Raw genomic sequence first — 26,008 nt, 5'->3', positions numbered from 1 at the left:
ACAAACTTGCTTTGTGATCTTCATCACACTATGATGCCGTCCATGCAATAGTTGCCGAAGAGGAGATGAGGATTGTGCACCCGATGTCTTCTCTTCATATGTCTGCAAGTTTGCACACCCCGTAGTTAGTCTTTGCTGTAAAGCATTTTTATATCGCCATTCCTTGTTTGATGACCCGGCCCTGTCTGTGCGACGGCGCCGGGATTTTTTTGCCCGTCTCTCATGCTCTCCCCCCCTGTCCCGACGCGCCTTCAATACTCCTCTCGCCCCTCTGGCATAAAACAAGTTCCCATCCGGGACTTGAAAATGTGACATGGAGGACAGAAATTGAACTTCGACAATGAGTTATCTCTGAAGGCCTGAGATATTCATGTTAGGTACAGTTGCGATGGGCTATCTAAGAAGTAGATTTAAGTAATTCAAAATTGTGGCTTTGACCGATTAGAGAAAAGCCCTATGATGCCTCCATCGAAAGTTAAGCGCCTCGCCTGGCCAAGCACTTCACGACCAGACGGGCATATGTACATCACCAAGGAGCAAATACATGTCTACCTATATCAACACTGAAATCAAGCCGTTCAACGCTACCGCCTACCACAATGGCAAATTCGTTCAGGTGTCTGACGCTGACCTGAAAGGCAAGTGGTCCGTGGTCTTCTTCTACCCGGCTGACTTCACCTTCGTTTGCCCGACCGAGCTGGGCGATCTGGCTGACAACTACGCTGCCTTCAAGAAGCTGGGCGTCGAGATCTACGCCGTCTCCACCGACACCCACTTCACTCACAAGGCCTGGCACGACACTTCTGACACCATCAAGAAGATCCAGTACCCGATGATCGGCGACCCGACCGGCACCATCACCCGCAACTTCGGCGTGATGATCGAAGAAGCTGGCCTGGCTGACCGCGGTACCTTCGTCATCGACCCGCAAGGCGTCATCCAGATCGTTGAAATCAACGCCGGCGGTATCGGCCGTGACGCTCTGGAACTGCTGCGCAAGGTCAAGGCTGCCCAGTACGTTGCCGCTCACCCGGGTGAAGTGTGCCCGGCCAAATGGCAAGAAGGCGATGCCACCCTGGCCCCGTCCCTGGATCTGGTAGGCAAAATCTAAGCCTCCTGCTCTCCAAGACCGGCCCACTCAAGGGCCGGTCTGCTTTCTGGCCCAGCGCTTCCTGCATTCACTGTTTTTTGCATCCAGTGCTTTCTGTATTCATGAATAGTGCCGACCGCCATAACAAGAAGGAATTCGACCATGTTAGATACCAACCTCAAACAACAACTCAACGGTTACTTGCAGTACATCGTCAATCCCATCGAGATCAGCGTGTCCGGCAATGACAGCGACAAATCCGCAGAGCTCCTGGCATTGGCCAACGAGATAGCAGAGATGTCCCCCAAGATTTCCATGACCGATGGCACCGCCGCTCGCAAGCCTTCCATGAGCGTGGCGCCACAAGGCCAGGCACCGCGCGTGCATTTTGCTGGCATCCCCATGGGTCATGAATTTACCTCCCTGGTGCTCGCCCTGCTGCAAAGCGGCGGTCACCCCTCCAAGGCCGATCCGGCCGTGCTGGAGCAGGTCAAGAACCTGAAGGGCGAGTTCCACTTCGAGACCTATATTTCCCTCTCCTGCCACAACTGCCCGGACGTAGTGCAGGCCCTGAACCTGATGGCCACCCTGAACCCCGGCATCACCCACACCATGATCGACGGTGCCCTGTTCCAGGATGAGGTGAACGAGCGCCAGATCATGGCGGTGCCGAACGTCTACCTGAACGGCCAGCCGTTCAGCCAGGGTCGCACCTCGCTCGAAGAGATAGTCGCCAAGCTCGATACCGGCGCAAGCGATCGCAAGGCCGCAGAGCTGAGCGAAAAAGCCCCCTATGACGTGCTGGTGGTCGGCGGTGGCCCGGCTGGCGCTGCAGCCGCCATCTATGCCGCCCGCAAGGGGATCCGCACCGCCATCGTCGCCGAGCGCTTCGGCGGCCAGGTGATGGACACCGTCGGTATCGAGAACTTCATCTCCGTGCCCTACACCGAGGGCCCCAAGCTGGCCGCCAGCCTGGAGCAACACGTCAAGCAGTACGGCGTGGAAGTGATCACCGAGCAGCGTGCCGCCGCCATCAGCAAGGATGGCTATGTGAACGTGGAGCTGGCCTCCGGCGCCACCTTGAAGAGCCGCGCCGTGATCCTGGCGACCGGTGCCCGCTGGCGCGATCTGAACGTGCCGGGCGAGCTCGAGTACCGCACCAAGGGCGTGGCCTACTGCCCGCACTGCGACGGTCCCTTCTTCAAGGGCAAGCGGGTGGCGGTGATAGGTGGCGGTAACTCCGGCATCGAAGCGGCCATCGACTTGGCCGGCATCGTCGAGCACGTCACCGTGGTGGAGTTCGCCGATACCCTGCGCGCCGACGAGGTGCTGCAGAAGAAGGCCCGCTCCATGGGCAACATCGACATCATCATGAGCGCCCGCACCACCGAAGTCATCGGTGACGGCAGCAAGGTGGTGGGCATGGACTACGAGGACCGCACCACGGGCGAGATCAAGCACCTGGCGGTGGCTGGCATCTTCGTGCAGATAGGTCTGGTACCGAACACCGAGTTCCTGAAAGGGAGCGAGGTGGCCCTGACCCGCTTTGGCGAGATCGAGATCGACACCAAGGGCGCGACCTCCCTGCCCGGCGTCTATGCCGCAGGGGACGCCACCACAGTGCCGTTCAAGCAGATCATCATCTCCATGGGCGCCGGTGCCACCGCAGCCCTGGGTGCCTTCGATTACCTTATCCGCAATGCGGCCCCTGAGGCTCATGCCGTCAAAGCCGACGCCGTGACCGCCTGATAACGGCCTTAGCACCAACAAGAAGCCGACTCCCTGGGAGTCGGCTTTTTTATGCGCGTCTTCGGGCAGGCTGGCTCTCAGCGAGCCTGCGGCTCCTCCATCCCCTCCACATCCTCCACCTCGGGCGTGGCATAGGTCGCGGGCACCGCCTCCCCTTCCAGATCTGTTCTTGGCTCCAGCTCGGCGGTCATGGGGGTATTGGGCGGCACCGGCATGAACACCTGGTGCTCGGCCAGGGGAATGGGTGCCCGCTGCCGCCTGCGCCAGCCCAGATAGCCCGCCAGCAGGGCACCGCACAGGGCGAAGTAGACGAACAGCCCCTCTGGCCCGAACTGCAGCATGACGAAGGGGGCCAGCAGCGGCCCTATCATGGCCCCCAGGCTGTAGGCGAGCAGCAGCCCCTGATTGGCCCCCAGCACCTGATCCGGGCGCAACTCGTCGCAGGCGTGACTGAGGCTCAAGGGATAGATGGAAAACGCCATCCCCCCCAGCAGGAACACCAGGGCCCCCGCGATCGGCTCGCGCCAGCCCTCGGGCAACAACACCATCAGCAGGGCGAGCAGAGTCAGCGCTGCGCACAGCAGCAGGATCACCAGCCGCCTGTCATAGCGGTCAGACATCCGCCCTATGGGGTATTGCAGGCACATGCCCCCCAGGATCACCAGCGCCATCATGTCCGCCACCCGCGAGAGCGAGGCGCCGCTGTCGGTAAAATAGAGCGGCAACAGGCCGTAGATGGCCCCGAGAATCAGGCCCGAGGTGAAGCTGCTACCCATCCCAGCTGGGGTGAGCCGGACAAGCTCCAGCACCCCCACCGGCTGGGGCGCCACCATGGCAGGGGTGGCCACCCGGGAGAGGGCGAGCGGCACCACCGACAGGGTGGCGGCCATGGCGCACAGGGCAAAGGGGGTCAACACCATGGGATCCACCCACTTGAGCAGCAACTGGCCCATGGCCAGGGATCCGTAGAGCAGTATCATGTAGAGGGACATCAGCCGTCCCCGGTTGGCCGGGGTGCTGGAGACCAGCATCCAGGACTCCAGCACCACGAAGAGGCCGCCGGTGGCAAAGCCCCCCACCAGCCGCAGCGCCGCCCAAGCGATGGGCTCCACCACCATGCCGTGCAGCAGGAACAGGAAACAGAGCAGGGAGGCGTAGGCCGCATAGGCCCGGATATGGCCCACCCGTATGATGAGGCGGGCGTTGATGAAGGCCCCCAGCACCAGGCCCCCGAAATAGGCGGCCGACACCAGGCCGATGGCCTGCACCGACACCTGCTCTGCCGAGAGGCGCACCGTCAGCAGGGTATTGAACATGCCGTGACCCAGAATGAAGATCACCAGACTGGTCAGGGGTGACAACAACCTTGTGAGTGTCATGACGCCTCCTCGTGTCGAAAAGATCATGGTAGCGTCTGTTTCTTGCCCGGTTCAACCCAATAGTCCCGGCCCTGTGGGGCTATTCTTAACGGGATCCCATCAAGGAGGTCGTCAAAATGAGACTCATGCTGTTGTTGGCCGCCCTGCTCTTCGCCGGGAGCGCCATCGCCTTTCACTGCCCCATGGACATGAAGAAGATTGATGATGCCCTGGCCACGAACCCCGCCCTCAGTGCCGAGAAACTGGCCGAGGTGAAGCAGCTAAGGGCCGAAGGAGAGACCCTGCATAACGCGGGCAAGCATCAGGAATCCGTCGATACCCTGGCCAAAGCCATGGCCATCCTGGGCATAGACCAGGGCTAAGGTCACAAGGCCCCCTCGCGACTGTCTGCTTCGCAGCACAGCCAAACGAGGTACCCGGGAAATAACAAAGGCCCTCGCCGTGAACGACGAGGGCCTTGTCATGAGAGAGACACCTGCAGCCAGGGCGCTCACTCCTCGCTGCGATGAATGCGGTTCTTGCCGGCCCGTTTGGCTTGATACATGGCCTTGTCGACCAGGGTCATCAGCGCCTCGGGGGTGCGCCCCTGGCTTTCGCCTATGCCGGCACTGAAGGTGACCCGCATCCCCTTCTCCCGCCATTTCAGCTCACTGAGCCGGCAGCGCCACAGCTCCATCAACCCCTCGGCCTGCGCCAGCGAGTGCTGCTCGAAGAGGGCGACCAGCTCCTCGCCACCGTAACGACACAGGGAAACCCCCTCCCCCAGCAACTCCCGTCCCAGCTCGACACTGCGGCACAGCGCCGCATCACCGCCGGCATGACCATAGACGTCGTTGAGCTGCTTGAAATTGTCCAGATCGACCAGGGCGAGGACGACACTGCGCTCCTCCTGGTGCAACTGGCGCAGCCGCTGATCCAGGAAGCGCCGATTATAGCTGCCGGTGAGCGCGTCCCTGTGGGCCAGGTCAAAGGACTCTTGCAGGTGATCGGACACCTGATCCAGCTCCTGATCCAGCAAGGCCATCTCAGGGAAGGAGGGCAAGGCACTCACCGGCCGGGGTTCGCGCGCACCGGCGCCGAGTCGGCGGATGCGGCTCGCCAGACTGTCGATGAGTACCAGCAAACGCAGGCGAAAGAAGGCCGACATTGTGATGAAGAGGGCGCAGGCAACGGCCAGCAGCCCCAGCGCCAGGCTGCCCCCGATGACGGCAACCGAATCCCGCCTTGGCTGCACAGTGATGGCCATCCAGTGCTCCCTGTCTGGCAGGGTACCGTAAGCCACATATTCGTTGCTCATCTCCTCGTAGAAAGAGCCTGATTGCGCCGTCAGACGCGCCAGCCAGGGAGCCTGCAAGATCTGGCCGTTGTAGGCCGACTGCGAACTCACCAGGATCTGGTTGGTGCGGCGGTCAATCACCATGTGGCTCACGGCGTTGTCCCCATAGAGCATGTCCCTGAGCATCTGGGACCACTGTGCGACGTTCACATCGATGCCGATGACCCGCTCACCCTGCTGCTGGTCATCGGGCAGGCGGTGGGCCAGGGTCAGAATATAGTCGCCCGTCAAGATGTCCTGATAGGCAGGCGTCCAGTAGAAGGCGCGCGACGCCAGCGCTCCCTTGAACCAGGCGCGGGAGTCCACATTGACCTTGGCATTCACCCAGGCCAGATCCGCCTCTTCGCTGCCGGAGAAGAAATAGCCATTCGAATCGGCATGAAAAATCAGCATCACCAGGGGATCCAGGGCCGTCATCTTCCCCCAGCGCTCGCGATAAGCCTCCCGGGTCCTGGAGGTGGAGAGCACTGGGGTCAGTGCATCCGCAGTGACTTCGACAGACATCAGCTGCTCGAGGTGATCGAGCATCCTGGCTTCGGTCACCACCGCCATGCCGTTGAGGCTGACCAGCTTCTGCTCCACCACCACCCCGTGGTTGTAGACGGAGAGGGCGAACATGCCGCCGATCCCGAGCAGCATCGGCAAGGCCAGCAGCCAGAGATAGCCCGTAATGAAGGTGAAATTTTTCTGCGTGCGTCTGAAGGTCAACATACCCTGGGTCCTGCTCAATACCCCGCTGTTTGCCCTGCAAGACAGGCATGGCCACATCGGAAGGCGCGCAGTATGCCGCCAGCCCTTCAGGGAGGGCGACTCTTTTCACGGCCTTGTTCAAGCACGATTCAGGCAGATTTTCGGCGAAATTAGGTTTTATCAGGGGAAACAGAGAGATGCGGTCTATTTTCTGAGCAAAAAAACCAGTCGGCAACGCCAGGGGGTCGTTTTCTGCGATTAGAGAACGGGAGCCAAGGGAGCATGCCGTTCGCGCCGACTGTCACCAGTCCACGCGATTGGGCATACCTCCCCTGCCCCGTCGCCTTCATTTTCTGCATGTGCCCCGTTACACCCGGCCGCTGTAGACCAGGGTGCAATAGTTGAAAGAAACCCTGCCGCCCACCGCATTTCGGCCAAATTCGCGGCGGATGAGCGCCGTCATCTGCTCATGGGCCGGGGTGCCGACGGCGGGGGCATAGGAGGAGGAGTTGAGCCGCCCCAGCACGCCGTCCAGATCGAACAACTGGCGGTTCTCGAAGCGATCGAGCCGATACTCCCCCTCGAAGAAGGCACTAAAGTCGTGCTCGCCGAGGTTGCGATGATTGACCTCCTCGTAATCCCCGGAATAGGCGTGCACCCCCTCCTCATAGGCCCTGAGAAAGGGGGTGTCGGTCAGCCTGTCATTCCAGATGAGGGCGACCCGGCCACCGGGTCTGAGCAGGCGCTGACACTCCTGCCGAAAGGCCGCGCGATCGAACCAGTGAAACGCCTGGGCGACAGTGACCAGATCCACCGAGCCCGTCGGCAGCCCTGTGGCCTCCGCACTGCCGTGGGACCAACCGATGTTGCCCACATCCGCCAGCAGCCGTCTCGCGGCGGCGCGCATCTCGTCATTGGGCTCCACCGCCCAGACCCGCGCCACCCGGGGTGCGAGCAGGGCGGTCAGGATGCCGGTGCCCGCCCCTATGTCGGCCACCTGGGCCTCGGGCCCCATGGCAAGATCCTGGGCCAGAAAGTCCAGCATGGCCGCCGGATAACCGGGGCGGTACTTCACATAGGCCTCGACCCGGGTCGAGAATCGCTGGGTACTGTCCATCGCGCACACCTCTCTTGTCATTGGCGGGGCATAGGGTCGCCCTGCCTGTCGCTCTGCACGCCAAACCGGGCGGCCCGGATCCCTATGCCACTACACTTGACGACATCATGCAACTCCCCGGCTGGCAACAGAGGGCGCCAGGCGGCAACGCCCGGGCGAGATGAAGAGAGAACAGGATGACAGACACCAAGATGAGAGCAACCGACAGGAGCCACGAGATGATGACAGCCGCAAAGAACAGGATTTGCCTCTGGTATGACGGGGATGCCGAGGAGGCGGCACGGTTTTACGCAAGCACCTTCCCCGACTCCGCCGTCGACGCCGTGCACCGCGCCCCGGCCGACTACCCCGCCGGCAAGCGAGGGGATGTGCTGACGGTCGAGTTCAGGGTGATGGGGATCCCCTGCCTAGGGCTCAATGGCGGCCCCGGGGTCAGCCACAGCTGGGCCTTCTCGTTCCAGGTCGCAACGAAGACCCAGGCTGAGACGGATCGCTATTGGCACGCCATCATCGATAACGGTGGTCAGGCGAGCGAGTGCGGCTGGTGCCAGGACAAGTGGGGCATCTCCTGGCAGATCACCCCCCTGGCCCTCACCGAGGCGATCACGGATCCCGACCCCGAGGCCGCCAGGCGCGCCTTCGAGGCCATGATGCAGATGGGCAAGATAGATATCGCCGCCATAGAGGCGGCGCGCCGAGGCTGAACACCGTTTGGGGGCGCAACAAACAACAAGGCCACCCGATGGGGTGGCCTTGTGCTTATGGGCTGTCAGCCCTTCCGGGCGCCGCTATTACTTGGCGTAATCCTCGGTCGGGACGCAAGAGCAGAACAGGTTGCGATCGCCGTAGACGTCGTCGATGCGGTTGACCGAGGGCCACAGCTTGCTGGCGCGCACGGCCTCGGAGGGGAAGACCGCCTCGGCGCGGGTGTAGCCGCGGTTCCACTGTTCGTCCATGACGTCATCCTGGGTGTGGGGCGCATTGACCAGGGGGTTGTCAGTCAGGCTCCAGTGGCCGTCCTGCACCCGGGCTATCTCGGCGCGGATCGCCGTCATGGCCTCGACGAAGCGATCCAGCTCGCGCTTGGATTCGGATTCGGTCGGCTCGACCATCAGGGTGCCCGCCACCGGGAAGCTCATGGTCGGCGCGTGGAAGCCGTAGTCCATCAGGCGCTTGGCCACGTCCATCTCGCTGATGCCGGAGGCTTCTTTGAGCGGACGGATGTCCAGGATGCACTCGTGGGCCACCCGGCCGTTGCGCCCGGTGTAGAGCACGGGGAAGGATTCTCCCAGCTTCTTGGCCAGGTAGTTGGCGTTGAGGATGGCCACCTGGGTGGATTTTTTCAGCCCCTCATCACCCAGCATGGCGATGTACATCCAGCTGATGGGCAAAATGCTGGCCGAACCGAACGGGGCCGCCGAGACGGCGCCGTTGTCACGGCTCTCCTTGTCGGTCTTGACCACGGCGTGGCCGGCCACGAAGGGTGCCAGGTGCTGCTTCACGCCTATGGGGCCCATGCCCGGGCCGCCACCGCCATGGGGAATGGCGAAGGTCTTGTGCAGGTTGAGGTGAGAGACGTCAGCCCCGATAAAGCCTGGCGCCGTCAGACCGACTTGCGCGTTCATATTGGCGCCGTCCAGATACACCTGACCGCCATATTGGTGAACGATGTCGCACACCTCCTTGATGGTCTCCTCGTACACCCCGTGGGTGGAGGGATAGGTCACCATCAGGCAGCTAAGCTTCTCCCCCACCTCGGCGGCCTTGGCGCGCAGATCGTCCAAGTCCACGTTACCGAACTTGTCGCAGGCGGTGACGATGACCTTGAGTCCCGCCATCTGGGCTGAGGCCGGGTTGGTGCCGTGGGCCGATGCCGGGATGAGGCAGACATCGCGATGCCCTTCGCCGCGGGACTCGTGGTACTTCTTGATGGCAAGCAGACCGGCGTATTCGCCCTGGGCGCCGGAGTTCGGCTGCATGCAGACCGCATCGTAACCTGTCACCTTCACCAGCCAGTCTTCCAGGTCTGCCAGCAGCAGCTGGTAACCCTGGGTCTGGGCCAGCGGGGCGAAGGGGTGCAGCTTGCCAAACTCGGGCCATGTCACCGGGATCATCTCGGCGGTGGCGTTGAGCTTCATGGTGCAGGAGCCGAGCGAAATCATGGCGTAGTTCAGGGCCAGATCCTTGGCTTCGAGACGGTGGATGTAGCGCAGCATCTCGGTCTCGGAGTGGTACTTGTTGAACACCTCGTGGGTCAGCACGGCGTCGGTGCGCAGCAGATCCTGCGGGATGCCGTGGTGAGCCTGGGCCTTGGCATCCAGGGCCGCGACATCCAGGCCATGGCCTTGACCGAGGAACAGATCGAACAGCTCGACCACGTCATCGCGGGTGGTGGTCTCGGAGAGGGACACACCGACAGCACCGTCCAGATCGGCGCGCAGGTTGATGCCCAGTCCTTCGGCCTTGGCGATCAGCTCGGATTTGTCCGCGGTCAACACGGTGAGGGTATCGAACCAGCTGTCGTGTTTGAGGGTCAGTCCCTTGGCGGTGAGCCCCAGCGCCAGGATGCTGGTCAGGCGATGGACCCGGGAGGCGATGGTCTTCAGCCCCACAGGGCCGTGGTAGACGGCGTAGAAGCTCGCCATGTTGGCCAGCAGTACCTGGGCGGTACAGATGTTGGAGTTCGCCTTCTCGCGGCGGATATGTTGCTCGCGGGTCTGCATCGCCATTCGCAGGGCACTCTTGCCACGGGCATCCTTGGAGACGCCTATGATGCGGCCCGGCATGGAGCGCTTGTAGGCATCGCGGGTGGCGAAGAAGGCAGCGTGGGGACCACCGTAGCCCATGGGCACGCCGAAGCGCTGGGCGGAGCCGAACACCACGTCGGCCCCCAGTTCACCCGGGGATTTGAGCAGCAGCAGGGAGAGCATGTCGGTCCCGACGCAGGCCAGCCCCTTCTGGGCCTGGACGGCGGCGATCAGGGAACGCAGATCGGTCACCTGGCCTGTGGTGCCCGGGTATTGGAACATGGCACCGAACACCTCCTCGCTCACAGCATCACAGGCGGGGCCCACGGCCACGTCGAAACCGAAGTGCACCGCGCGCTCCTTGACCACGTCGATCACCTGGGGGTGTACGTCGTCGGCCACGAAGAAGAGGTTGGACTTGGACTTGGCCATGCGCTTGGCGAGCGCCATGGCTTCGGCAGCGGCGGTGGCTTCATCGAGCAGGGAGGCGCTCGCCAGATCCATGCCGGTCAAGTCCAGGGTGAGCTGCTGGAAGTTGAGCAGGGCCTCGAGACGGCCCTGGGCCAGCTCCGGTTGATAGGGGGTATAGGCGGTGTACCAGCCCGGGTTTTCCAAGACGTTGCGCAAGATGACGTGGGGCACGTGAGTGTCGTGGTAGCCCATGCCGATGTAGCTCTTGGCGATCTGGTTCTTGGCCGCATAGCCCTTGAGCTTGGCCAGGGCTTCCACTTCGGTCATGGGGGCGCCGATACCGAGCGGGCCCAGGCGGCGGATGGCGGCGGGGACAGTCTGCTCAATCAGATCGTCCAGGCTCTCGGCGCCCACGGTGGCGAGCAGGGCCCGCACTTCTTCCTCACCCGGGCCTATGTGGCGACGGATGAAATCGGTTTTTTGCTCGAGTTCAAACAGTGACTGGGTCATTTCCCTATTTCCTGGTAAATAAGTCCTGGTATGAAATCCTGATAACCAAGACCTGATGTTCCGGATCGTCGGCGGATACCGACTCCACTCATGTTCTGGGCCCCGCAGACAGGGTGCGGCGCCGGATGCTGCGACAGCATCGACAGGGGATCGCCTTGTGGCGTACCGACCCGCTTGCCCCCTGGCAAGGCCAGGCTGGCAAAGGGCAGGCTGGCAAAGGGCAGGCGCGGGCGACTTCACCCTTCCACCGGCCGGCGTGTACCCGGCTGGCGGTCATACAAAGGGGCCCTGCTGTGTTGGCAGGGCCCGGGGGCATTACTCTTCGTCCACCACGTTCTGGTAGCCTTCGGCATCCAGCAGGTTGGCGAGCTCGCCCGCGTCATCCAGCTTGATGCGGAACAGCCAGCCAGCACCATAGGGGTCGGAGTTGACCAGCTCGGGGCTGCCTTCCAGCTCTTCGTTGATGGCCAGGATCTCGCCACTCACCGGGCTGTAGATGTCGGAGGCGGCTTTCACCGACTCGGCCACGGCGCAATCTTCGCCGGCACTCACCTGCTTGCCCACTTCCGGCAGATCGACGAACACCATGTCACCCAGCAGATCCTGGGCGTGCTCGGTGATACCGATCACGGCCTCGCCGTTGGCTTCAACACGGACCCACTCGTGGGAGGTGGCATATTTCAGTTCGCTCGGGATATGGCTCATTTGTGCTTCCTTTATGCTCTTGGATCGCTTCAACAAAAATGGGGCGGCGAAGGGACACCCTTAGCCGCAATCAATGATTACACCAGGGGCTGGCCGTTGCGCACGAAGGCCGGCTTGGTGACCTTCACGGTGACCAGCTTCTTGCGGATCTCCACCTGGGCTTCAGCGCCGATGTCGCGGGGCACCCGCGCCAGGGCGATGCTGTAGCCCAGGGTGGGGGAGAAGGAGCCGGAGGTGATCACCCCTTCACGCTGCTCACCGCTCGCGCTGGTGAAGGTGACCGGCATGCCGGCACGCAGCACGCCTTTCTCTTCCATCACCAGACCCACCAGCTTAGGGCTAGTGCCGGTGGCCTTCTGGTCTTCCAGGGCGGCGCGACCGATAAACTGGCGGGAGGCAGGCTCCCAGGCCAGGGTCCAGGCCATGTTGGCGGCCAGGGGCGAGATTGACTCGTCCATGTCCTGGCCGTAGAGGTTCATGCCCGCTTCCAGGCGCAGGGTGTCGCGGGCGCCGAGGCCGCAGGGGGCCACGCCGTTGTCCAGCAGGGCCTGCCACAGATCGCACGCCTTCTCCTGGGGGACCACGATTTCGTAGCCATCTTCGCCTGTGTAGCCTGTGGTGGCGATGAAGAGATCACCGGCCTGCACACCGAAGAAGGGCTTCATGCCTTCGACAGCCGCATTTTGCTCGGGGGTGAACACCTTGGCCGCCTTGGCCTTGGCGTTGGGGCCCTGCACCGCGATCATGGCAAGCTCCGGGCGCTCGGTCACGCTCACCCCAAAGTCGATGGCGTGGTGACGGATCCAGGCCAGATCCTTCTCGCGGGTGGCGGAGTTCACCACCAGGCGGTAGAAGGTATCGGTCAGGAAATAGGTGATGAGGTCATCGATGACGCCGCCTTCCGGGTTGAGCATGCCGCTGTAGAGGGCCTTGCCGGGGACGGTGAGCTTGGCCACGTCGTTGGCCAGCAGGTGTTGCAGGAAGGCTTTGACCCGCTCGCCGGTCAGGTCGACTATGGTCATGTGGGAGACATCGAACATGCCCGCATCGCTGCGCACCGCGTGGTGCTCTTCCAGCTGGGAGCCGTAGTTGATGGGCATTTCCCAACCGTGGAAGTCCACCATCTTGGCGCCAGCTTCCAGGTGTTTGGGATGCAGTACAGTAGTCTGGATCATCGCTGTGTTTCCTTAAGCGTTCGCGACAACGCTCGCAATCCGCTCCGGCTCCCCAGCACAGCGGGAGGGCGGACCACAAGGTCTGTGCTCGTTCCCACCCGTGGGGCAGGAGTGATTCCTTGAACGGTGCGGATTATATGACAAGAGCGCCTGGGTGCCGCTCAAAAAAAACTAATACCGCCCCGACAAACTGACACCAGACACTAAGACAAAAACAGTGATAAAAACAGTACAAACCCGGCATGCGCGAGATTTAATGTTGATTTTTACCGTTACGTCACAATTTACAGAAAAACGTTTCGCTTCCCGCCAACATTAAAGGCTGACACCCCGGAGGGGCATTCAGCCTTGTCAGATTAGATTTATTGTCAAAACCCGGGAGTAAGATTAGATTTTTTCACCCTTGGCCAGGGCGGGCAGCTCACCCTCTAACCCCATGGCCGCCCGAATAACCCCTTGTTTGAGCGGCGCCAGGCCATCGACGGCCCGCAGTCCCACCCCGCGCACCAGCTTCTTGAGAGGGTGGCTGCCACCAAATAGCCGCTTGAGCCCTTCCATCGCCGCCAACATGCGGGCAGCCTCGCTCTTGCGCCAGCGCTCATAGCCGCGCAGGTTGGCCAGCAGGCCTATATCCGCCCGCGCGCTCTGGCTCTTGAGGAGCTGCTCGGCCAGGGCCGCCGCATCCAGCAGGCCCAGGTTGACCCCCTGCCCCGCCAGCGGGTGTATGGTGTGGGCCGCATCCCCCACCAGCACCAGCCGCTCGCGGGCAAAATCCCGGGCGTAGCGGGCGGTGAGCGGGATGGCGCTGCGGGGCCCCTCCACCTTGCACAGTCCCAGGCGCCCATCAAAGGCGGCGGTGAGCTGGCGATTGAACCCTTCGTCATCCAGGGCGCACAGCGCCTCGGCCCGCACGGCGGGCACCGACCAGACGATGGAGCAGAGGTCGGGTTGCCACAGGGGCAGGAAGGCGAGCGGGCCGTCGGGGGTGAAGATCTGGCGGGCCACCGCCTCGTGGGGCTCGGCACTGCGCACCGTCGCCACCAGGGCGTGGTGGCCGTAGTCCCAGCTGGTGAGCGGTATGTCCGCCTGGCGGCGCACCCAGGAGTGGGCACCGTCGGCGGCCACCACCACTTTAGCCGAGAGGGCGCGGCCATCTTCCAGCAGCAACAGGGCTCCCGCGTCGCTCACTTGCAGGCTCTGGGCCCGGGCCGGGGTAATCAGGCTGATGTTGCTCGCCCCCGCAATGGCATCAAGCAGCGCCAGCTGGATGACCCGGTTTTCGACTATGTGGCCGAGTGCCGGTTGACGCAAGCTGGCGGCATCGAAGCCGATATGGCCGAAGCTGTCCTGCTCCCACACCTCCATGCTGCCATAGGGTTGCAGGCGCCGCGCCACTATCCCGTCCCAGGCACCGACCCCCTGCAAGATGCGCTGGCTGGCGAGGCTCAGGGCGCTGACCCTGTTGTCCGGTGCCTCCCCGAGCCCGGTGTCGGGCAACTGCCCCTCGACGATGGCGACCTTGAGCGCGCTGTTCTTGAGGGCGGCGGCGAGCCCAAGGCCCACCATGCCGCCCCCCACAATCACCACATCCACATTTTGCATCTGCATCATCTCTATCCTTTCGTGGCTGATCGCCGGGATCAGCAGGGGGACGCCCGCTGGCATCCCCTCATCAAGTTGTCCGCTGTGGCCTCTTCTCGGCACACCTCATTATTTACGGCACAGGTCGGCGACGAACCCCAGGGTGCGGGAGGCAAGCGGCGCCTGCAGCCAGGGCAGTCGCCCCATCAGGGAGAGCGCCAGATTGCGGCCAACCACCAGGGGGGCATGGCCGTTGGAGAAGAGCTGGGCCAGGGAGGAGGTGAGCCAGATGGTCTGCTCCTGATCTCCCTTGCGCCGCTGCCAGTAAGCGCTCAGCACCTCGAAACTGCCGATGTCCTCCCCGGCTGCAAGCGCCCGGGCCACCGCCTGGGTGAGCAAGTCCAAGTCGCGCATGCCGAGATTGAAGCCCTGACCGGCGATGGGGTGCAGCAGATGGGCGGCATTGCCCACCAGCACGGTGCGCTGGGCCAGCGGATAGTCGGCCACTGTCAGCACCAGGGGGTAGAGGTGACGCGCCCCGGTGCGCACGAAGCGCCCGAGCCGCCAGCCAAAGGCCTGCTGCAGGCGGGCCAGAAAGGCGGCGTCATCCAGCGCCATCAGGGCCTGTGCCTCGTCCCGGGCGACGCTCCACACCAGGGAGGAGAGCCCCTCCTGCATGGGCAGCAGCGCCAGCGGGCCCCCTTCGGTGAAACGCTCGAAGGCCCGGCCGGCGGGATCCTCGGCGGTCTTGACCGTGGCGATGATGGCGCTCTGCTCATAGTCATGGCGACTGACCGGCAGCTTGAAGTGCTGGCGCACGAAGGAGTTGCCCCCATCGGCCGCCACCAGCAGCCGGGTCTGATAGCGCTCGCCGCTGGCGAGGGTCAGGGTCACCCCCTCCTCCTGCGGCGCTATGGTCGAAAGCTGGGCCGGACAGCACAGCCTGATGTTCGCGGTGGCGTCCATCGCCTGCTGCAGCTCTATGCCGGCGGCGGAGAGTTCGATCACCTGGCCGAGGGCGGGCAGACCAAACTGCGCCGCCGTGAGCCGGGTCTGGCCGCAGTGGCCCCGATCCGAGACATGGATATGGGTGATGGGGGCGCAGTGAGGGGCAAAACGGGACCAGAGCCCGTGACGGGCCAGCGCCTCGCAGGTGCCGGCGGAGAGCGCGATGGCGCGGGCATCGAAGCCGGGATGGCGATGAAGTTCGGGGGCGCTCGCCTCCAGCAGCAGGATCTGCAGGGGGGCACCGCTCGGCCCTTTCAGGGCGGCGAGGGAGAGGGCCAGCACGGCGCCGCTCATACCACCGCCGACGATAGCCACGTCGACGTGAACCGGATCAGAATGAGACATGAGAAGAGGGCATAGGCTAAAAACGTGGGCCAATGCTATCACAAAGCCGGGGGGCGGGATGCGAGGCCACGGGCAAAAAACCGATTTGGCACCGTCAGTTGGCCCGCAAGACAGCGCCGAGCGCTCCCTCCCCCCGGGCAGAGCCGTCACGTAAAAAGAGCGCCATCAGGCGCTCTTTTCTATGTCAGTGTGGGGACTCTTGCGGTATTCAGTGCAGGGTCGGCGGGGCGCTCGGGGTATCCGGGCGCTTGCCAAACTCTTCGAACGCCATCATGACCCCGAGGCGCACGTGTTCGTAGAGCACCAGGAAAGAGGCTTCGTTCTCGTCATCCTCCTGATCGAACTCCGCGGAGACCTGGGTGATGCTGGCGATGTCCTGGATCATCTCCTGCAGCTCCTCGGAGGCCTTGGAGAGCTCCTGCTGTACCACGCCGAAACCGGCCAGGAAGGCCTGGGACCAGTCCACCAGGGCGTCGATGCGCTCGTCGAGGGGCGCCTCGTCGCTTGGCAGCAGCAGCTCGACCCCTTTTTGCGCCATCAGGCTCTCGATGACACCCTGATAGAGATCTGTCATCACCTGGCGCACCGGCGCCGGCAGGCCGAAACCATCGTTGATCAGATCGTTGAAAGGGGGCAGCCAGCTCTTGTCATCCAGTACCACGCCACCACACACCAGGCCGCAGATCACGCCATGGGCCTCGACAGCCGTCGCCATCAGCTCGTGCTGCTCCATCAGGTCGGCCACGGCCGCGTATTTCAGGGGGTTCGTTTTGCTCATCGAAGATCCGCTCAAAGTTCAGGCAAATATGCAAAAATTATGGCCGAGATCCTAGCATTCTCCCCCTCCCAGAGCCAGCAAGGCCTTGAAACTTCTGCATCTGCGCTATATAGTCCCGCCCAGTTGTCCACGTGGATAAAGGCGGGAATCAGCCCCGCCGTATTGAGGAAGGCATGAGCATAGAGGCCGTAGAAATCGTCATTTTGGGACGTCCCTACAAGGTATCCTGTCCCTTGGGACAACAGGATGCCCTGCGCCAGGCCGCCGACCAGCTGAGTGACAAGCTTATCGAGCTGCGTCAACGCTCCAAGGTCTCCAGCAATGAACAGCTTGCCATCATGGCGGCGCTCAATTTCTGTCATGAGCTCTGCCTTGAAAAAGACAAGAACCACCAATACTCTGAGACCATGGACAAGCGGATCAAGATGCTGCAGCGCACCATAGAAGCGGCCTTGATCGAGCACGGACAATATGGTGATTCCAGCGATGAGGGCCTTAAGCCCTAAGCGCGACCCGTTTTAAAATTCCCTGGGGTGTGCGTCAGCCGGTTCAAGTCCCCGAGCCGATAATCATACCCAACAGGAGTTCTATCTTCTGACTATTGCGCATGCTCGGCCCGACCGAGAAGCCTGCGGCCAGTTTAGGACTCCGCCTTGAACTCACGGTTCAAGGGCCCAAACCGGCAACGGCATCTCCGGGGTACCTAGTGCAAAAGCCCGTCATTGATATGACGGGCTTTTTTTATTCGTACCCCCCACTCAGCCCCCTTCGCAGCAAAATCGCCATTAAAAATACGCACAATATCAACGCGATATCTGATTGTTATTTTTTTGTTACTTCTTCCTTGCAAACTCTCCCGGTCTCACCTAAAAATGTAATCGATTACATTTCAACCACAGGAACCAGGAATGAGCCGCTCCCCCGCCCCCGTCAATCCCGTCTCCATGGCCGCCGTCGCGGCGCGGGCCGGGGTGTCGGTCGCCACCGTGTCAAGGGTGCTGAACCATCAGGAGGGCGTCACCGGCAAGACCCAGGCCAAGGTCAACCGCGCCGTCGAGGAGCTCGGCTATCGCGTCAATCAGCTGGCCAACAGCCTGCGCACCGCCAGAAGCTGGCTGCTGCTCATCATGGTGCCCGACCTCGGCAACCCCTTCTACATCGAGATAGTGCGCGGCATAGACAGGGTGGCCCGCCAGCACGGCTACTTCGTGCTGCTGTGCGACACCGGAGCCGATCCGGGCCGGGAGCGCTCGGCCTTCGAACTGCTGCGCACCCACAGAGCCGACGGCGCCATCTGCCTGGATCCCGACTCCATCCAGCAGGGACTGAGCCAGGAGATCAACGCGCTGCCCTGGATTGCCTGCTGCGAGTTTGACCCCGCCATGCCGGTTCCCTACGTGGGCATAGATAACCAGGGAGCGGCGGCGGAAGCGATCCGCTATCTGCTGAGCCGGGGCCACAGCCGCATCGCGCTCATAGGCGCGGATCCCGCCTACCTCTATGCCCGCCAGCGGGAGGCCGGGGTCCGCCAGGCCCTGGCAGAAGCCGGTCTCGCGCTGGCGGATGAGTGGAATATCCGGGTCACCAGCCTCAGCTTCCTGGCCGGGGCCGAGGCGGCGCAGCAACTGCTCGACTGCCCGCAGCGCCCGACCGCCATCTTCGCCGTCGCCGATGCGCTGGCCATAGGCCTGATGCACCGCTTGCAGGAGGCGGGGCTGCGCATCCCGGACGACATCGCCATCATGGGTTTCGATGACATACCCATGGCCGCCCAGCTCAATCCACCGCTCACCACAATGGCGCAACCCATGGAGGCGCTCGGCGCCGAGGCCGCCCAGCTGCTGCTGCAGCGCCTGAACGCCCCCGACACCCCGCTGATCGGGCGCCTGCTCCCCCATCGGCTCGTCAGCAGAGCCAGCGCCTGATGCAAGCCCCCATCACCAGACAGCGCGAAATAAGCATCAAAGGAGAAGCTGATGAGCCTCAGTGTCGAATTTAGTGGCGTCTGCAAGGACTTCGGCCCCATCCGGGTGCTGCACGGGGTCGACTTCAGCCTGGCGCCGGGGCGGGTCTACGGCCTGCTGGGGGAGAATGGCGCCGGCAAGTCCACCCTGATGAAGATCCTCGCCGGTTACGAGCCCATCAGTGCCGGGGTGATCCGCATCGATGGCGAGGAGCGCAGTTGGCTCTCCTCCCGCGAGGCGGAACAGGCGGGCATAGTGCTCATTCATCAAGAGCTCAACCTGGCCGAACACCTCACCCTGACCCAGAACCTCTTCCTCGGCCATGAGCTGACCAGGGGCGGTCTGCTGGACGAGCGCACCATGGCGACCCGGGCCCAGCACTATCTGGAGCAGGTCGGGCTGCAACGCGCCCCTGCCACCAAGGTACGGCAGCTTATCGTCGCGGAGAAGCAGCTGGTGGAGATCGCCAAGGCGCTGTCACGCCAGGCCCGCCTGCTGATCATGGATGAGCCGACCGCCACCCTGACCCCGGGGGAGACGGCGCGGCTGTTCGCCCTCATCGCCAGGCTCAAGGCCCAGGGCACCACCATCATCTACATCTCCCACAAGCTGGACGAGGTCAAGCAGATCACCGACGAGGTGGTAGTCATGCGTGATGGCCGTTTCGTCAATCGGGGGGAGACGGCGGCCTTCACCCGCCAACAGATGGCCAACCTCATGGTAGGGCGCGAGATGTCGGACATGTTCCCCCCCAGGCTGCCGCCGCCGGAGGGCAACGAGATCGCCATCGCGGTGAGCGGGCTCTGCGTCCCCGGCTGGGTGACTGACCTCGATTTCGAGGTGCGCAGCGGCGAGATCTATGGCTTCGCCGGACTGGTGGGGGCCGGTCGCACCGAGGCCTTCGAGGCCATCCTCGGCTTGCGCGAGCGCCAGGGGGGCCGCATCCAATTGGCGGGTAAGACAGTGCGCATCGACAGTCCGCTCGCCGCCATGCGCCAGGGACTCACCTATCTGCCGGAGGATCGCAAGGGCAAGGGGCTGCACATCGACCTCGGGCTGGCCGAGAACCTCACCCTGATGACGCTGGCGCGCTATGCCCACCCCTGGCTGGACAAGGGGGCCGAGCAGGCGGCCCTCACCCAGGCCATCAATGACTTCGGCATCAAGGCCGGCTCCCACTCGGCCCGGGCCCGCATGATGTCGGGGGGCAATCAGCAAAAGCTGGCTCTCGCCAAGTTCCTGCACCCGGACCCCAGGGTCATCGTCCTTGACGAGCCCACCCGGGGGGTGGATGTGGGCGCCAAACGTGACATCTATTTCCTGATCCAGCGACTGGCCGCCGAGGGGCGCGCCGTCATCGTCATCTCGAGCGAGCTGATCGAGCTGATCGGCCTGTGCCACAGAGTCGCCGTGCTGCGGGCCGGCCGTCTCCAGGCGGTGCTGCCCGCCCATCATCTGACCGAAGAGGAGTTGATCGCCTATGCAACCGGTACCCACTGATACTCGCAAAGAGCGGTTGCTCTCACTGCTATCGGCGACTGGCCCGCTGCTGGGGCTGATCCTGCTGTGCCTGCTCGGCGCCCTGCTCAACCCCGACTTCGCCACCCTGGACAACCTGCTCAACGTGCTGACCCGCACCGCCTTCATCGGCATCATAGCGGTGGGCATGACCTTCGTTATCATGTCCGGCGGCATCGATCTCTCGGTCGGTGCCATGGCCGCCCTGATCGCCGGGGCCATGATCCTCATCATGAACCGGCTCGGCGCCGGGGTGCTGGCGGATGCCCCCCTGCTGGTGGTTGTGCTCGGCATAGGGCTGGCCCTGCTGCTCGGCCTGCTGTTTGGCGCCGGTCACGGCCTGCTCATCACCAAAGGCAGGATTGAGCCCTTTATCGTCACCCTGGGCACCCTCGGCATCTTTCGGGCCGTCCTGACCTATCTGGCCGATGGCGGCGCCCTGACCCTGGACGATGCCCTCGGCGATAGCTACAGCCCCGTCTATTACGGCAGCCTGCTGGGGGTGCCCATCCCGGTCTGGGTCCTGCTGCTGGTGGCGCTGGCGGGGGGGCTGCTGCTCAACCGCACCGCCTTCGGCCGCCATGTGCAGGCCATCGGCTCCAACGAGCAGGTGGCGCGCTATGCCGCCATCCGGGTCGATCGGGTCAAGCTGCTCACCTATGCGCTGCTCGGGCTCTGCGTCGGCATCGCCACCCTGCTCTATGTGCCGCGTCTGGGCTCAGCCACCCCCACCACAGGGCTCTTGTGGGAGCTGGAGGCCATCGCCGCCGTGGTGGTAGGAGGCACCTCCCTCAAGGGGGGAGAGGGGCGCATCTTCGGCACCCTGGTGGGCGCCATACTGCTGTCGGTCATCAGCAATATCCTCAATCTGACCAGCATCATCAGTGTTTACCTCAATGCCGCCGTGCAGGGCATAGTGATCATCATGGTTGCCTTCATGCAACACAGGCGTTGAGGCTGTTGTGGACAGGAAGATGAAAGCGAAGAAACGGCAATGACACCAGTGGCGGGGTCTCCCCTCGCCTGCGACAAGGAACGGGCGCAAGCCCAACAGTCAAGAGGCTATCAAGATGAACAAGATGCTACACAACTTAACGCTACACACCCTGGGCGCCTGCGCCCTGATGATCGCTGCCGGCAGCGCCTCGGCAGCCGAGAAGATGACACTGGGGGTCTCCATCCCGACCGCGACCCACAGCTTCACCGCCGGCATCGTCTGGTGGGCCAACAAGGCCAAGGAGGATCTGGAGAAGGCCCATCCCGATCTCAAGGTGATCGTCAAGACCGCCGCCAATGCCCCTGAACAGGCCAACCAGCTGCAGGATCTGCTGACGGTCAACAAGATGGATACGCTGGTCATCTTCCCGTTCGAGTCAGCCTCCCTGACCAAGCCGGTGGCCCAGGTCAAGCAGAAGGGGGTCTATGTCACCGTGGTGGACCGGGGGCTGACGGACACCAGCGCCCAGGATGCCTATGTGGCCGGGGACAACACCGCCTTCGGCAAGCTGCCCGCCGAGTTCATCGCCAAGACCCTCAACGGCAAGGGAGACATAGTCGCCCTGCGCGGCATTCCGACCACCCTGGACAACGAGCGCTTCGAGGCCTTCAGCGGGGTGATGAAGCAGCATGGCGGCATCAAGATCCTCGACGCCAAATATGGCAACTGGAACCGGGATGATGCCTTCAAGGTGATGCAGGACTTCCTGACCCGCTTCAAGCACATCGACGCCGTCTGGGCCGCCGATGACGACATGGCGGTGGGGGTGCTCAAGGCCATCGATCAGGCCAAGCGTACCGACATCAAGCTGGTGTTTGGTGGCGCCGGGGCCAAGGGGGCGATCAAGAACCTGATGGAGGGCAGCGACCCCCGCATCCAGGCCAACGTCTCCTACTCCCCCAAGTTCATGTATGACGCCATCATGCTGACCGCAGAGGCTCGCCTCAAGGGCGAGCGCCTGCCAGCCAACACCATCATCCCCTCGGTGCTGATCACCCCGCAAACGGCCAAGGAGTTCTACTTCCCCGACTCCCCGTTCTAAGGCTGTCATATGTAAGAACCCCGGCCTCCCCTTCACGGGAGCCCAGACCCCACCCCAAGCCTCCCCTTCGCAGGGGAGGGAGTTTTTACTCCTCCTCCTTGTGAAGGGGGAGGCCGGGAGGGGGTTAACTGCCTTTATTCAGGAGTGCCCATGAAGACCATCAAGGGACCGGCCATCTTCCTCGCCCAGTTCATGGGGGACAAGCCACCATTCGATACCCTCACCGGCCTGGCGGACTGGGCCGCCGGCCTCGGCTTTCGCGGCCTGCAACTGCCGACGGACCCGCGCCTGTTCGATCTGACCCGGGCGGCGGCCAGCCAGGACTATTGCGACGAGATAAGCGGCCTGCTGGCCGAGCGGGGGCTGGTCATCACAGAGCTCTCCACCCACCTGCAAGGCCAGCTGCTGGCCGTCCACCCCGCCTATGACAGCCTGTTCGATGGCTTCGCACCGGCGGCGGTGCGCGGCAAGCCCGCCGCCCGCACCCAGTGGGCCGCCGATCAGCTCAAGGCGGCCGCCCTCGCCTCCCGAAGGCTTGGCCTCGAGGCCCACGTCACCTTCTCAGGCGCCCTCGCCTGGCCCTATCTCTACCCCTGGCCCCAGCGCCCCGCCGGGCTCGTCGAGGAGGCCTTCGCCGAGCTGGCCCGGCGCTGGCTCCCCCTGCTCAATGCCTTTGACGAGGCCGGAGTGGACCTCTGCTACGAGCTGCACCCGGGGGAGGACTTGTTCGATGGCGCCACGCTGGAGCGCTTCCTCGAGGCGACCGGCGAGCACCCCAGGGTCAACGTGCTCTACGACCCCAGCCACATGCTGTTGCAGCAGCTCGATTACCTCGCCTTCCTCGACCTCTATCACGAGCGGGTGCGCGCCTTCCACGTGAAGGATGCCGAATTCAGGCCCTCGGGGCGCCAGGGGGTCTACGGGGGCTACGCCCCCTGGCTCGGGCGGGCGGGACGCTTTCGCTCCCTGGGGGATGGCCAGATAGACTTTGGCGCCATCTTCAGCAAGCTCGCCCAGTACGACTACCCCGGCTGGGCCGTGCTGGAGTGGGAGTGCGCCCTCAAGCACCCGGAGGATGGCGCCGCCGAGGGGGCCGACTTCATTCGCAATCATATTATCCGGGTCGCCGAGCGCCCCTTCGATGACTTCGCCGGCAGCGGCCTGGCGCGGGAAGAGGTCAGAAGCCTGCTCGGTCTCAGTGCGGATCCGGCCGGCAAGCAAGGAGACAAGCGATGACAAGACGACTGCGTCTGGGCATGGTCGGCGGCGGCCAGGGAGCCTTCATCGGCGCCGTGCACCGGCTGGCGGCCCGCATGGACGATCACTATGAGCTGCTCGCCGCCGCCCTCTCCGCCGATCCCGCCAATGCCCGCTCAAGCGCCCTCGCCCTCGGGCTGGATCCGGCCCGCGCCTACGAGGATTACGCCAGGATGGCCCGGGCCGAAGCGGCCCGGGCCGACGGCATAGAGGTGGTGGCCATCACCACCCCCAATCACCTGCACGCCCCGGTGGCGACAGCCTTTCTCGAAGCCGGCATCCACGTTATCTGCGACAAGCCGCTGGCGCTGACCCTGGCCGAGGGGGAGGAACTCGCCCGCCTCGCCCGCCAGCGGCGGCGGCTGTTTGCCCTGACCCACACCTATTCGGGCTACCCCATGGTGCGCCACGCCCGCGAGCTGGTCGCCGCCGGTGAGCTCGGCGAGCTGCGCTACGTCCAGGTGGAATACCTGCAGGACTGGCTCGCCAACCCCATCCCACCGGGTCAGAACAAGCAGGCGGACTGGCGGGCAGATCCGGCCCGCGCCGGGCGAGCCGGTTGCCTCGGCGACATCGGCACCCACGCCTACCAACTGGCGGCCTTCATCACCGGGCAGTTGCCAAATGCGCTCGCTGCCGAACTGCACAGCTTCGTGCCGGGGCGCCTGGTGGACGATCATCTGCAGGTCTGGTTGCGCTACCCCGAGGGGATGCGCGGATCGCTCAACGCCAGCCAGGTCGCCAGCGGCGAGGAGAACCGGTTGCAGATCCGCCTCTATGGCGACAAGGCCAGCCTGATCTTCCGCCAGGAGGCACCCAATGAGCTCTGGCTGACCCCCATTGGCGGGGCCAGCCAGCGGCTGACCCGGGGCCGGGTGGCGAGCGACGCGGCACGCCATGCCAGCCGAGTGCCAGCCGGTCATCCCGAGGGTTATCTGGAGGCCTTTGCCCAGCTCTACACGGACGCGGCCTTGCAGATCCACGCCCTGGCGGCCGGGGAGGCGCCGCCCCCCGAGAGCCTGGCCCTCACCACTGTGGAAGACGGAGTGGCGGGGATGCGCTTCATCGAGACCAGCCTGGCCAGCCACGCCGCCGACGGACGCTGGCTGCCGCTCTCCTGACCCGCCATGGCGGAAGGTGGGGCCCGCCGCAAAACCGGCGGGCGGCCTTCCCCCTTCAGGTGCCGGACAATAAAAAGCCCGCCGACGAGGGCGGGCTCTTCACCTGACCTGGATGCACTCAGACGGCCATCTGCTCGTGGGGGGAGCCATGGTGGCGCAGCCAGAGGAAGCTCAAAGCCACGATCAGCACCATCACCACCATGATGGCCCCCAGAGTCAGCTGCCCCTCCATGGGGAAGCTGGCGGCCAGCAGGGTCACGACACCCGCCCCCAGGTTCTGCATGCCCCCCAGGATGGCCCCGGCGGTGCCCGCCTGACCCGGGAAGGGCTCGATGGCGCAGGAGGTGGCGGTCGGGTAGAGGATGCCGCTGCCGATGAAGTAGACGGCCGCGCCCCCCACCAGAGAGGCTGCACTCACCAGCCCGAACAGGCCTGGCACCAGTATGATGAGGGCCCCCAGCCCCAGGAAGGCGATGCCAAGGCGCATCAGCTTGCCCTGACTCAGCCGGAAGCTCAAGCGGGCGGAGAGCCAGGCGCCAAACAGGTAGCCGGGCAGCGGCAACACGAACAGCACGCTCACTGTGCGGGCGCTCAGTTTGAGTACGTCGCCGAGCAGCACCCCGGCCGCCGCCTCGAATACCGCGAGCCCCGCGAAGGTCGCCATCAGGCAGAGCAGGTTGCCCTGGAAGCGCGGGTTGCCGAGCACGTGGCGGTAGGCGGCGCCGACCCGCAGTGGCTGCTGACGGGCGGTCGCCGGCAGGGTCTCGCCAAACCAGGCCAGCAGGGCCAGGGTGGTCAGGGCGCCGAAGCCGAACAGGAACCAGTAGCCGGCGCGCCAGTTGAACAGCTCGGTCAGCCAGCCCCCCAGCACGGGGGCCAGCAATGGGGAGAAGATCACCCCCATGCTCACCAGGCTGTTGGCGCGGTTGAGCTCGGCACCGCTGTAGCGATCCCGCATCACTGTCCGGCTCATGGCGCCACCGGCTCCCGTGCCCAGCCCCTGGATGAAGCTGCCGGCCAGCAGGGCGGCAAAGTGCGGGATCAGCTGAATGGTCAGGGTGCCCACCAGAAACACCATCATGCCGATGAGCAGCACGGGGCGCCGGCCGATGCGATCAGACAGCGGACCGTAGACGAACTGGGAGAGGCCGTACGGGATCAGGTAGCAGGCCATCACCGCCTGCAACTGGCCGGAGGCCACATGAAAGTCCCCCGCCATCATGGGAATGGAGGGCACATAGAGGGTCTGGGTCATCTGGCCCACGGCGACCATCAGAATGGTCAGGAAAAACAGCGGATAAAAACTGTGCCGATACATATCTCAGTCCCGAAAAATCATCGAAAAGCTGCCCGCCTCTGGCAGAAAACCGCAGAGGGGATCCAATAAACAGGGTTGATCAAAGGTGAAACGCAAGGCGGAGGACCCGCACCCGCCAGGAGCAGGACGCTCTTTGGCTTGCGGTGATCTTAGTGATTCATGTCACAAAA

General features: G+C 63.9%; 21 protein-coding genes and 1 other RNA gene. 12 read left to right on the top strand and 10 right to left on the bottom strand.

The window, feature by feature from the left end:
* Nucleotides 1-544 precede the first annotated feature (544 nt).
* Nucleotides 545-1,111, top strand: coding sequence for an alkyl hydroperoxide reductase subunit C (ahpC, locus tag Aeroheme_RS08720; RefSeq protein ID WP_005324327.1), 567 nt, complete (start codon nt 545-547; stop codon nt 1,109-1,111).
* Nucleotides 1,112-1,252: 141 nt separating this feature from the next.
* Complete coding sequence (gene ahpF, locus Aeroheme_RS08715) at nt 1,253-2,839, top strand: alkyl hydroperoxide reductase subunit F (protein ID WP_411167106.1); 1,587 nt, start codon at nt 1,253-1,255, stop codon at nt 2,837-2,839.
* Nucleotides 2,840-2,916: 77 nt separating this feature from the next.
* Here ahpF and Aeroheme_RS08710 read toward each other — a convergent pair whose 3' ends face one another.
* Nucleotides 2,917-4,218 carry an MFS transporter gene (locus Aeroheme_RS08710; RefSeq protein ID WP_303808098.1) on the bottom strand — a complete coding sequence of 434 codons (1,302 nt, stop codon included), beginning with the start codon at nt 4,216-4,218 and terminating at the stop codon, nt 2,917-2,919.
* A gap of 116 nt (nt 4,219-4,334) precedes the next feature.
* On the opposite strand from Aeroheme_RS08710, the gene Aeroheme_RS08705 reads away from it, so the two are divergent.
* Nucleotides 4,335-4,580 carry a hypothetical protein gene (locus tag Aeroheme_RS08705; protein WP_025327258.1) on the top strand — a complete coding sequence of 82 codons (246 nt, stop codon included), beginning with the start codon at nt 4,335-4,337 and terminating at the stop codon, nt 4,578-4,580.
* Between the two features lie 128 nt (nt 4,581-4,708).
* Here Aeroheme_RS08705 and Aeroheme_RS08700 read toward each other — a convergent pair whose 3' ends face one another.
* Both Aeroheme_RS08700 and Aeroheme_RS08695 read right to left on the bottom strand, forming a co-directional pair.
* A complete protein-coding gene (locus tag Aeroheme_RS08700) occupies nt 4,709-6,265 on the bottom strand; it encodes a diguanylate cyclase domain-containing protein (RefSeq protein WP_411167105.1) in 1,557 nt (518 codons plus the stop codon).
* 346 nt (nt 6,266-6,611) lie between these two features.
* Entirely contained in the window at nt 6,612-7,361 is a 750-nt protein-coding gene (locus Aeroheme_RS08695; RefSeq protein WP_411167104.1) for a class I SAM-dependent methyltransferase, read from the bottom strand.
* 218 nt (nt 7,362-7,579) lie between these two features.
* Between Aeroheme_RS08695 and Aeroheme_RS08690 the strand changes: the two genes are divergently transcribed.
* Nucleotides 7,580-8,065, top strand: a complete 486-nt coding sequence (locus Aeroheme_RS08690) for a VOC family protein (RefSeq protein WP_139745026.1) — start codon at nt 7,580-7,582, stop codon at nt 8,063-8,065.
* A gap of 87 nt (nt 8,066-8,152) precedes the next feature.
* Here Aeroheme_RS08690 and gcvP read toward each other — a convergent pair whose 3' ends face one another.
* The 6 genes from gcvP to Aeroheme_RS08660 all read right to left on the bottom strand — a co-directional run bounded on the left by gcvP (nt 8,153) and on the right by Aeroheme_RS08660 (nt 16,621).
* Nucleotides 8,153-11,029, bottom strand: a complete 2,877-nt coding sequence (gcvP, locus tag Aeroheme_RS08685; protein ID WP_411167103.1) for an aminomethyl-transferring glycine dehydrogenase — start codon at nt 11,027-11,029, stop codon at nt 8,153-8,155.
* A gap of 315 nt (nt 11,030-11,344) precedes the next feature.
* Nucleotides 11,345-11,734, bottom strand: a complete 390-nt coding sequence (gene gcvH / locus Aeroheme_RS08680; RefSeq protein ID WP_025327266.1) for a glycine cleavage system protein GcvH — start codon at nt 11,732-11,734, stop codon at nt 11,345-11,347.
* Nucleotides 11,735-11,811: 77 nt separating this feature from the next.
* On the bottom strand, nt 11,812-12,909 hold the full coding sequence (gene gcvT / locus Aeroheme_RS08675) for a glycine cleavage system aminomethyltransferase GcvT (protein ID WP_411167102.1): 1,098 nt from the start codon (nt 12,907-12,909) through the stop codon (nt 11,812-11,814).
* A gap of 387 nt (nt 12,910-13,296) precedes the next feature.
* Nucleotides 13,297-14,517 carry an FAD-dependent 2-octaprenylphenol hydroxylase gene (locus tag Aeroheme_RS08670; protein ID WP_411167101.1) on the bottom strand — a complete coding sequence of 407 codons (1,221 nt, stop codon included), beginning with the start codon at nt 14,515-14,517 and terminating at the stop codon, nt 13,297-13,299.
* A 102-nt stretch (nt 14,518-14,619) separates the two neighbouring features.
* Complete coding sequence (ubiH, locus tag Aeroheme_RS08665; RefSeq protein ID WP_411167100.1) at nt 14,620-15,843, bottom strand: 2-octaprenyl-6-methoxyphenyl hydroxylase; 1,224 nt, start codon at nt 15,841-15,843, stop codon at nt 14,620-14,622.
* Between the two features lie 208 nt (nt 15,844-16,051).
* Nucleotides 16,052-16,621: a UPF0149 family protein gene (locus tag Aeroheme_RS08660; protein WP_106886558.1), complete on the bottom strand. Its 570-nt coding sequence runs from the start codon at nt 16,619-16,621 to the stop codon at nt 16,052-16,054.
* Nucleotides 16,622-16,794: 173 nt separating this feature from the next.
* Here Aeroheme_RS08660 and zapA point away from each other — a divergent pair, with 173 nt between their 5' ends.
* The 8 genes from zapA (at nt 16,795) to Aeroheme_RS08620 (ending at nt 24,520) form a co-directional block, all read left to right on the top strand.
* The gene (gene zapA / locus Aeroheme_RS08655; RefSeq protein ID WP_025327271.1) at nt 16,795-17,127 is read left to right on the top strand and encodes a cell division protein ZapA; all 333 of its coding nucleotides are present in this window, start codon (nt 16,795-16,797) and stop codon (nt 17,125-17,127) included.
* Nucleotides 17,128-17,143: 16 nt separating this feature from the next.
* A non-coding RNA gene (gene ssrS, locus Aeroheme_RS08650) (6S RNA) lies at nt 17,144-17,326 on the top strand.
* A gap of 203 nt (nt 17,327-17,529) precedes the next feature.
* A complete protein-coding gene (locus Aeroheme_RS08645; RefSeq protein WP_289985779.1) occupies nt 17,530-18,546 on the top strand; it encodes a LacI family DNA-binding transcriptional regulator in 1,017 nt (338 codons plus the stop codon).
* A 51-nt stretch (nt 18,547-18,597) separates the two neighbouring features.
* Entirely contained in the window at nt 18,598-20,085 is a 1,488-nt protein-coding gene (locus Aeroheme_RS08640; RefSeq protein ID WP_411167099.1) for a sugar ABC transporter ATP-binding protein, read from the top strand.
* The gene (locus tag Aeroheme_RS08635) at nt 20,066-21,058 is read left to right on the top strand and encodes an ABC transporter permease (protein WP_111913207.1); all 993 of its coding nucleotides are present in this window, start codon (nt 20,066-20,068) and stop codon (nt 21,056-21,058) included. The genes Aeroheme_RS08640 and Aeroheme_RS08635 overlap by 20 nt, the downstream gene beginning before the upstream one ends.
* Nucleotides 21,059-21,173: 115 nt before the next feature.
* Nucleotides 21,174-22,142, top strand: coding sequence for a substrate-binding domain-containing protein (locus Aeroheme_RS08630; protein WP_411167098.1), 969 nt, complete (start codon nt 21,174-21,176; stop codon nt 22,140-22,142).
* Nucleotides 22,143-22,292: 150 nt separating this feature from the next.
* On the top strand, nt 22,293-23,378 hold the full coding sequence (locus Aeroheme_RS08625; RefSeq protein WP_411167097.1) for a sugar phosphate isomerase/epimerase family protein: 1,086 nt from the start codon (nt 22,293-22,295) through the stop codon (nt 23,376-23,378).
* A complete protein-coding gene (locus Aeroheme_RS08620; RefSeq protein WP_411167096.1) occupies nt 23,375-24,520 on the top strand; it encodes a Gfo/Idh/MocA family protein in 1,146 nt (381 codons plus the stop codon). Before Aeroheme_RS08625 ends, Aeroheme_RS08620 begins: the two co-directional genes overlap by 4 nt.
* Before the next feature lie 118 nt (nt 24,521-24,638).
* Here Aeroheme_RS08620 and emrD read toward each other — a convergent pair whose 3' ends face one another.
* A complete protein-coding gene (gene emrD, locus Aeroheme_RS08615) occupies nt 24,639-25,838 on the bottom strand; it encodes a multidrug efflux MFS transporter EmrD (protein WP_106886551.1) in 1,200 nt (399 codons plus the stop codon).
* Between the last annotated feature and the right edge of the window lie 170 nt (nt 25,839-26,008).

Source organism: Aeromonas sp. DSM 116730 (assembly GCF_046581335.1).
Classification (GTDB): domain Bacteria; phylum Pseudomonadota; class Gammaproteobacteria; order Enterobacterales; family Aeromonadaceae; genus Aeromonas; species Aeromonas rivipollensis.
Note: the sequence above shows the minus strand (reverse complement) of the source record. Positions and strands in the feature narration are given on the sequence as shown.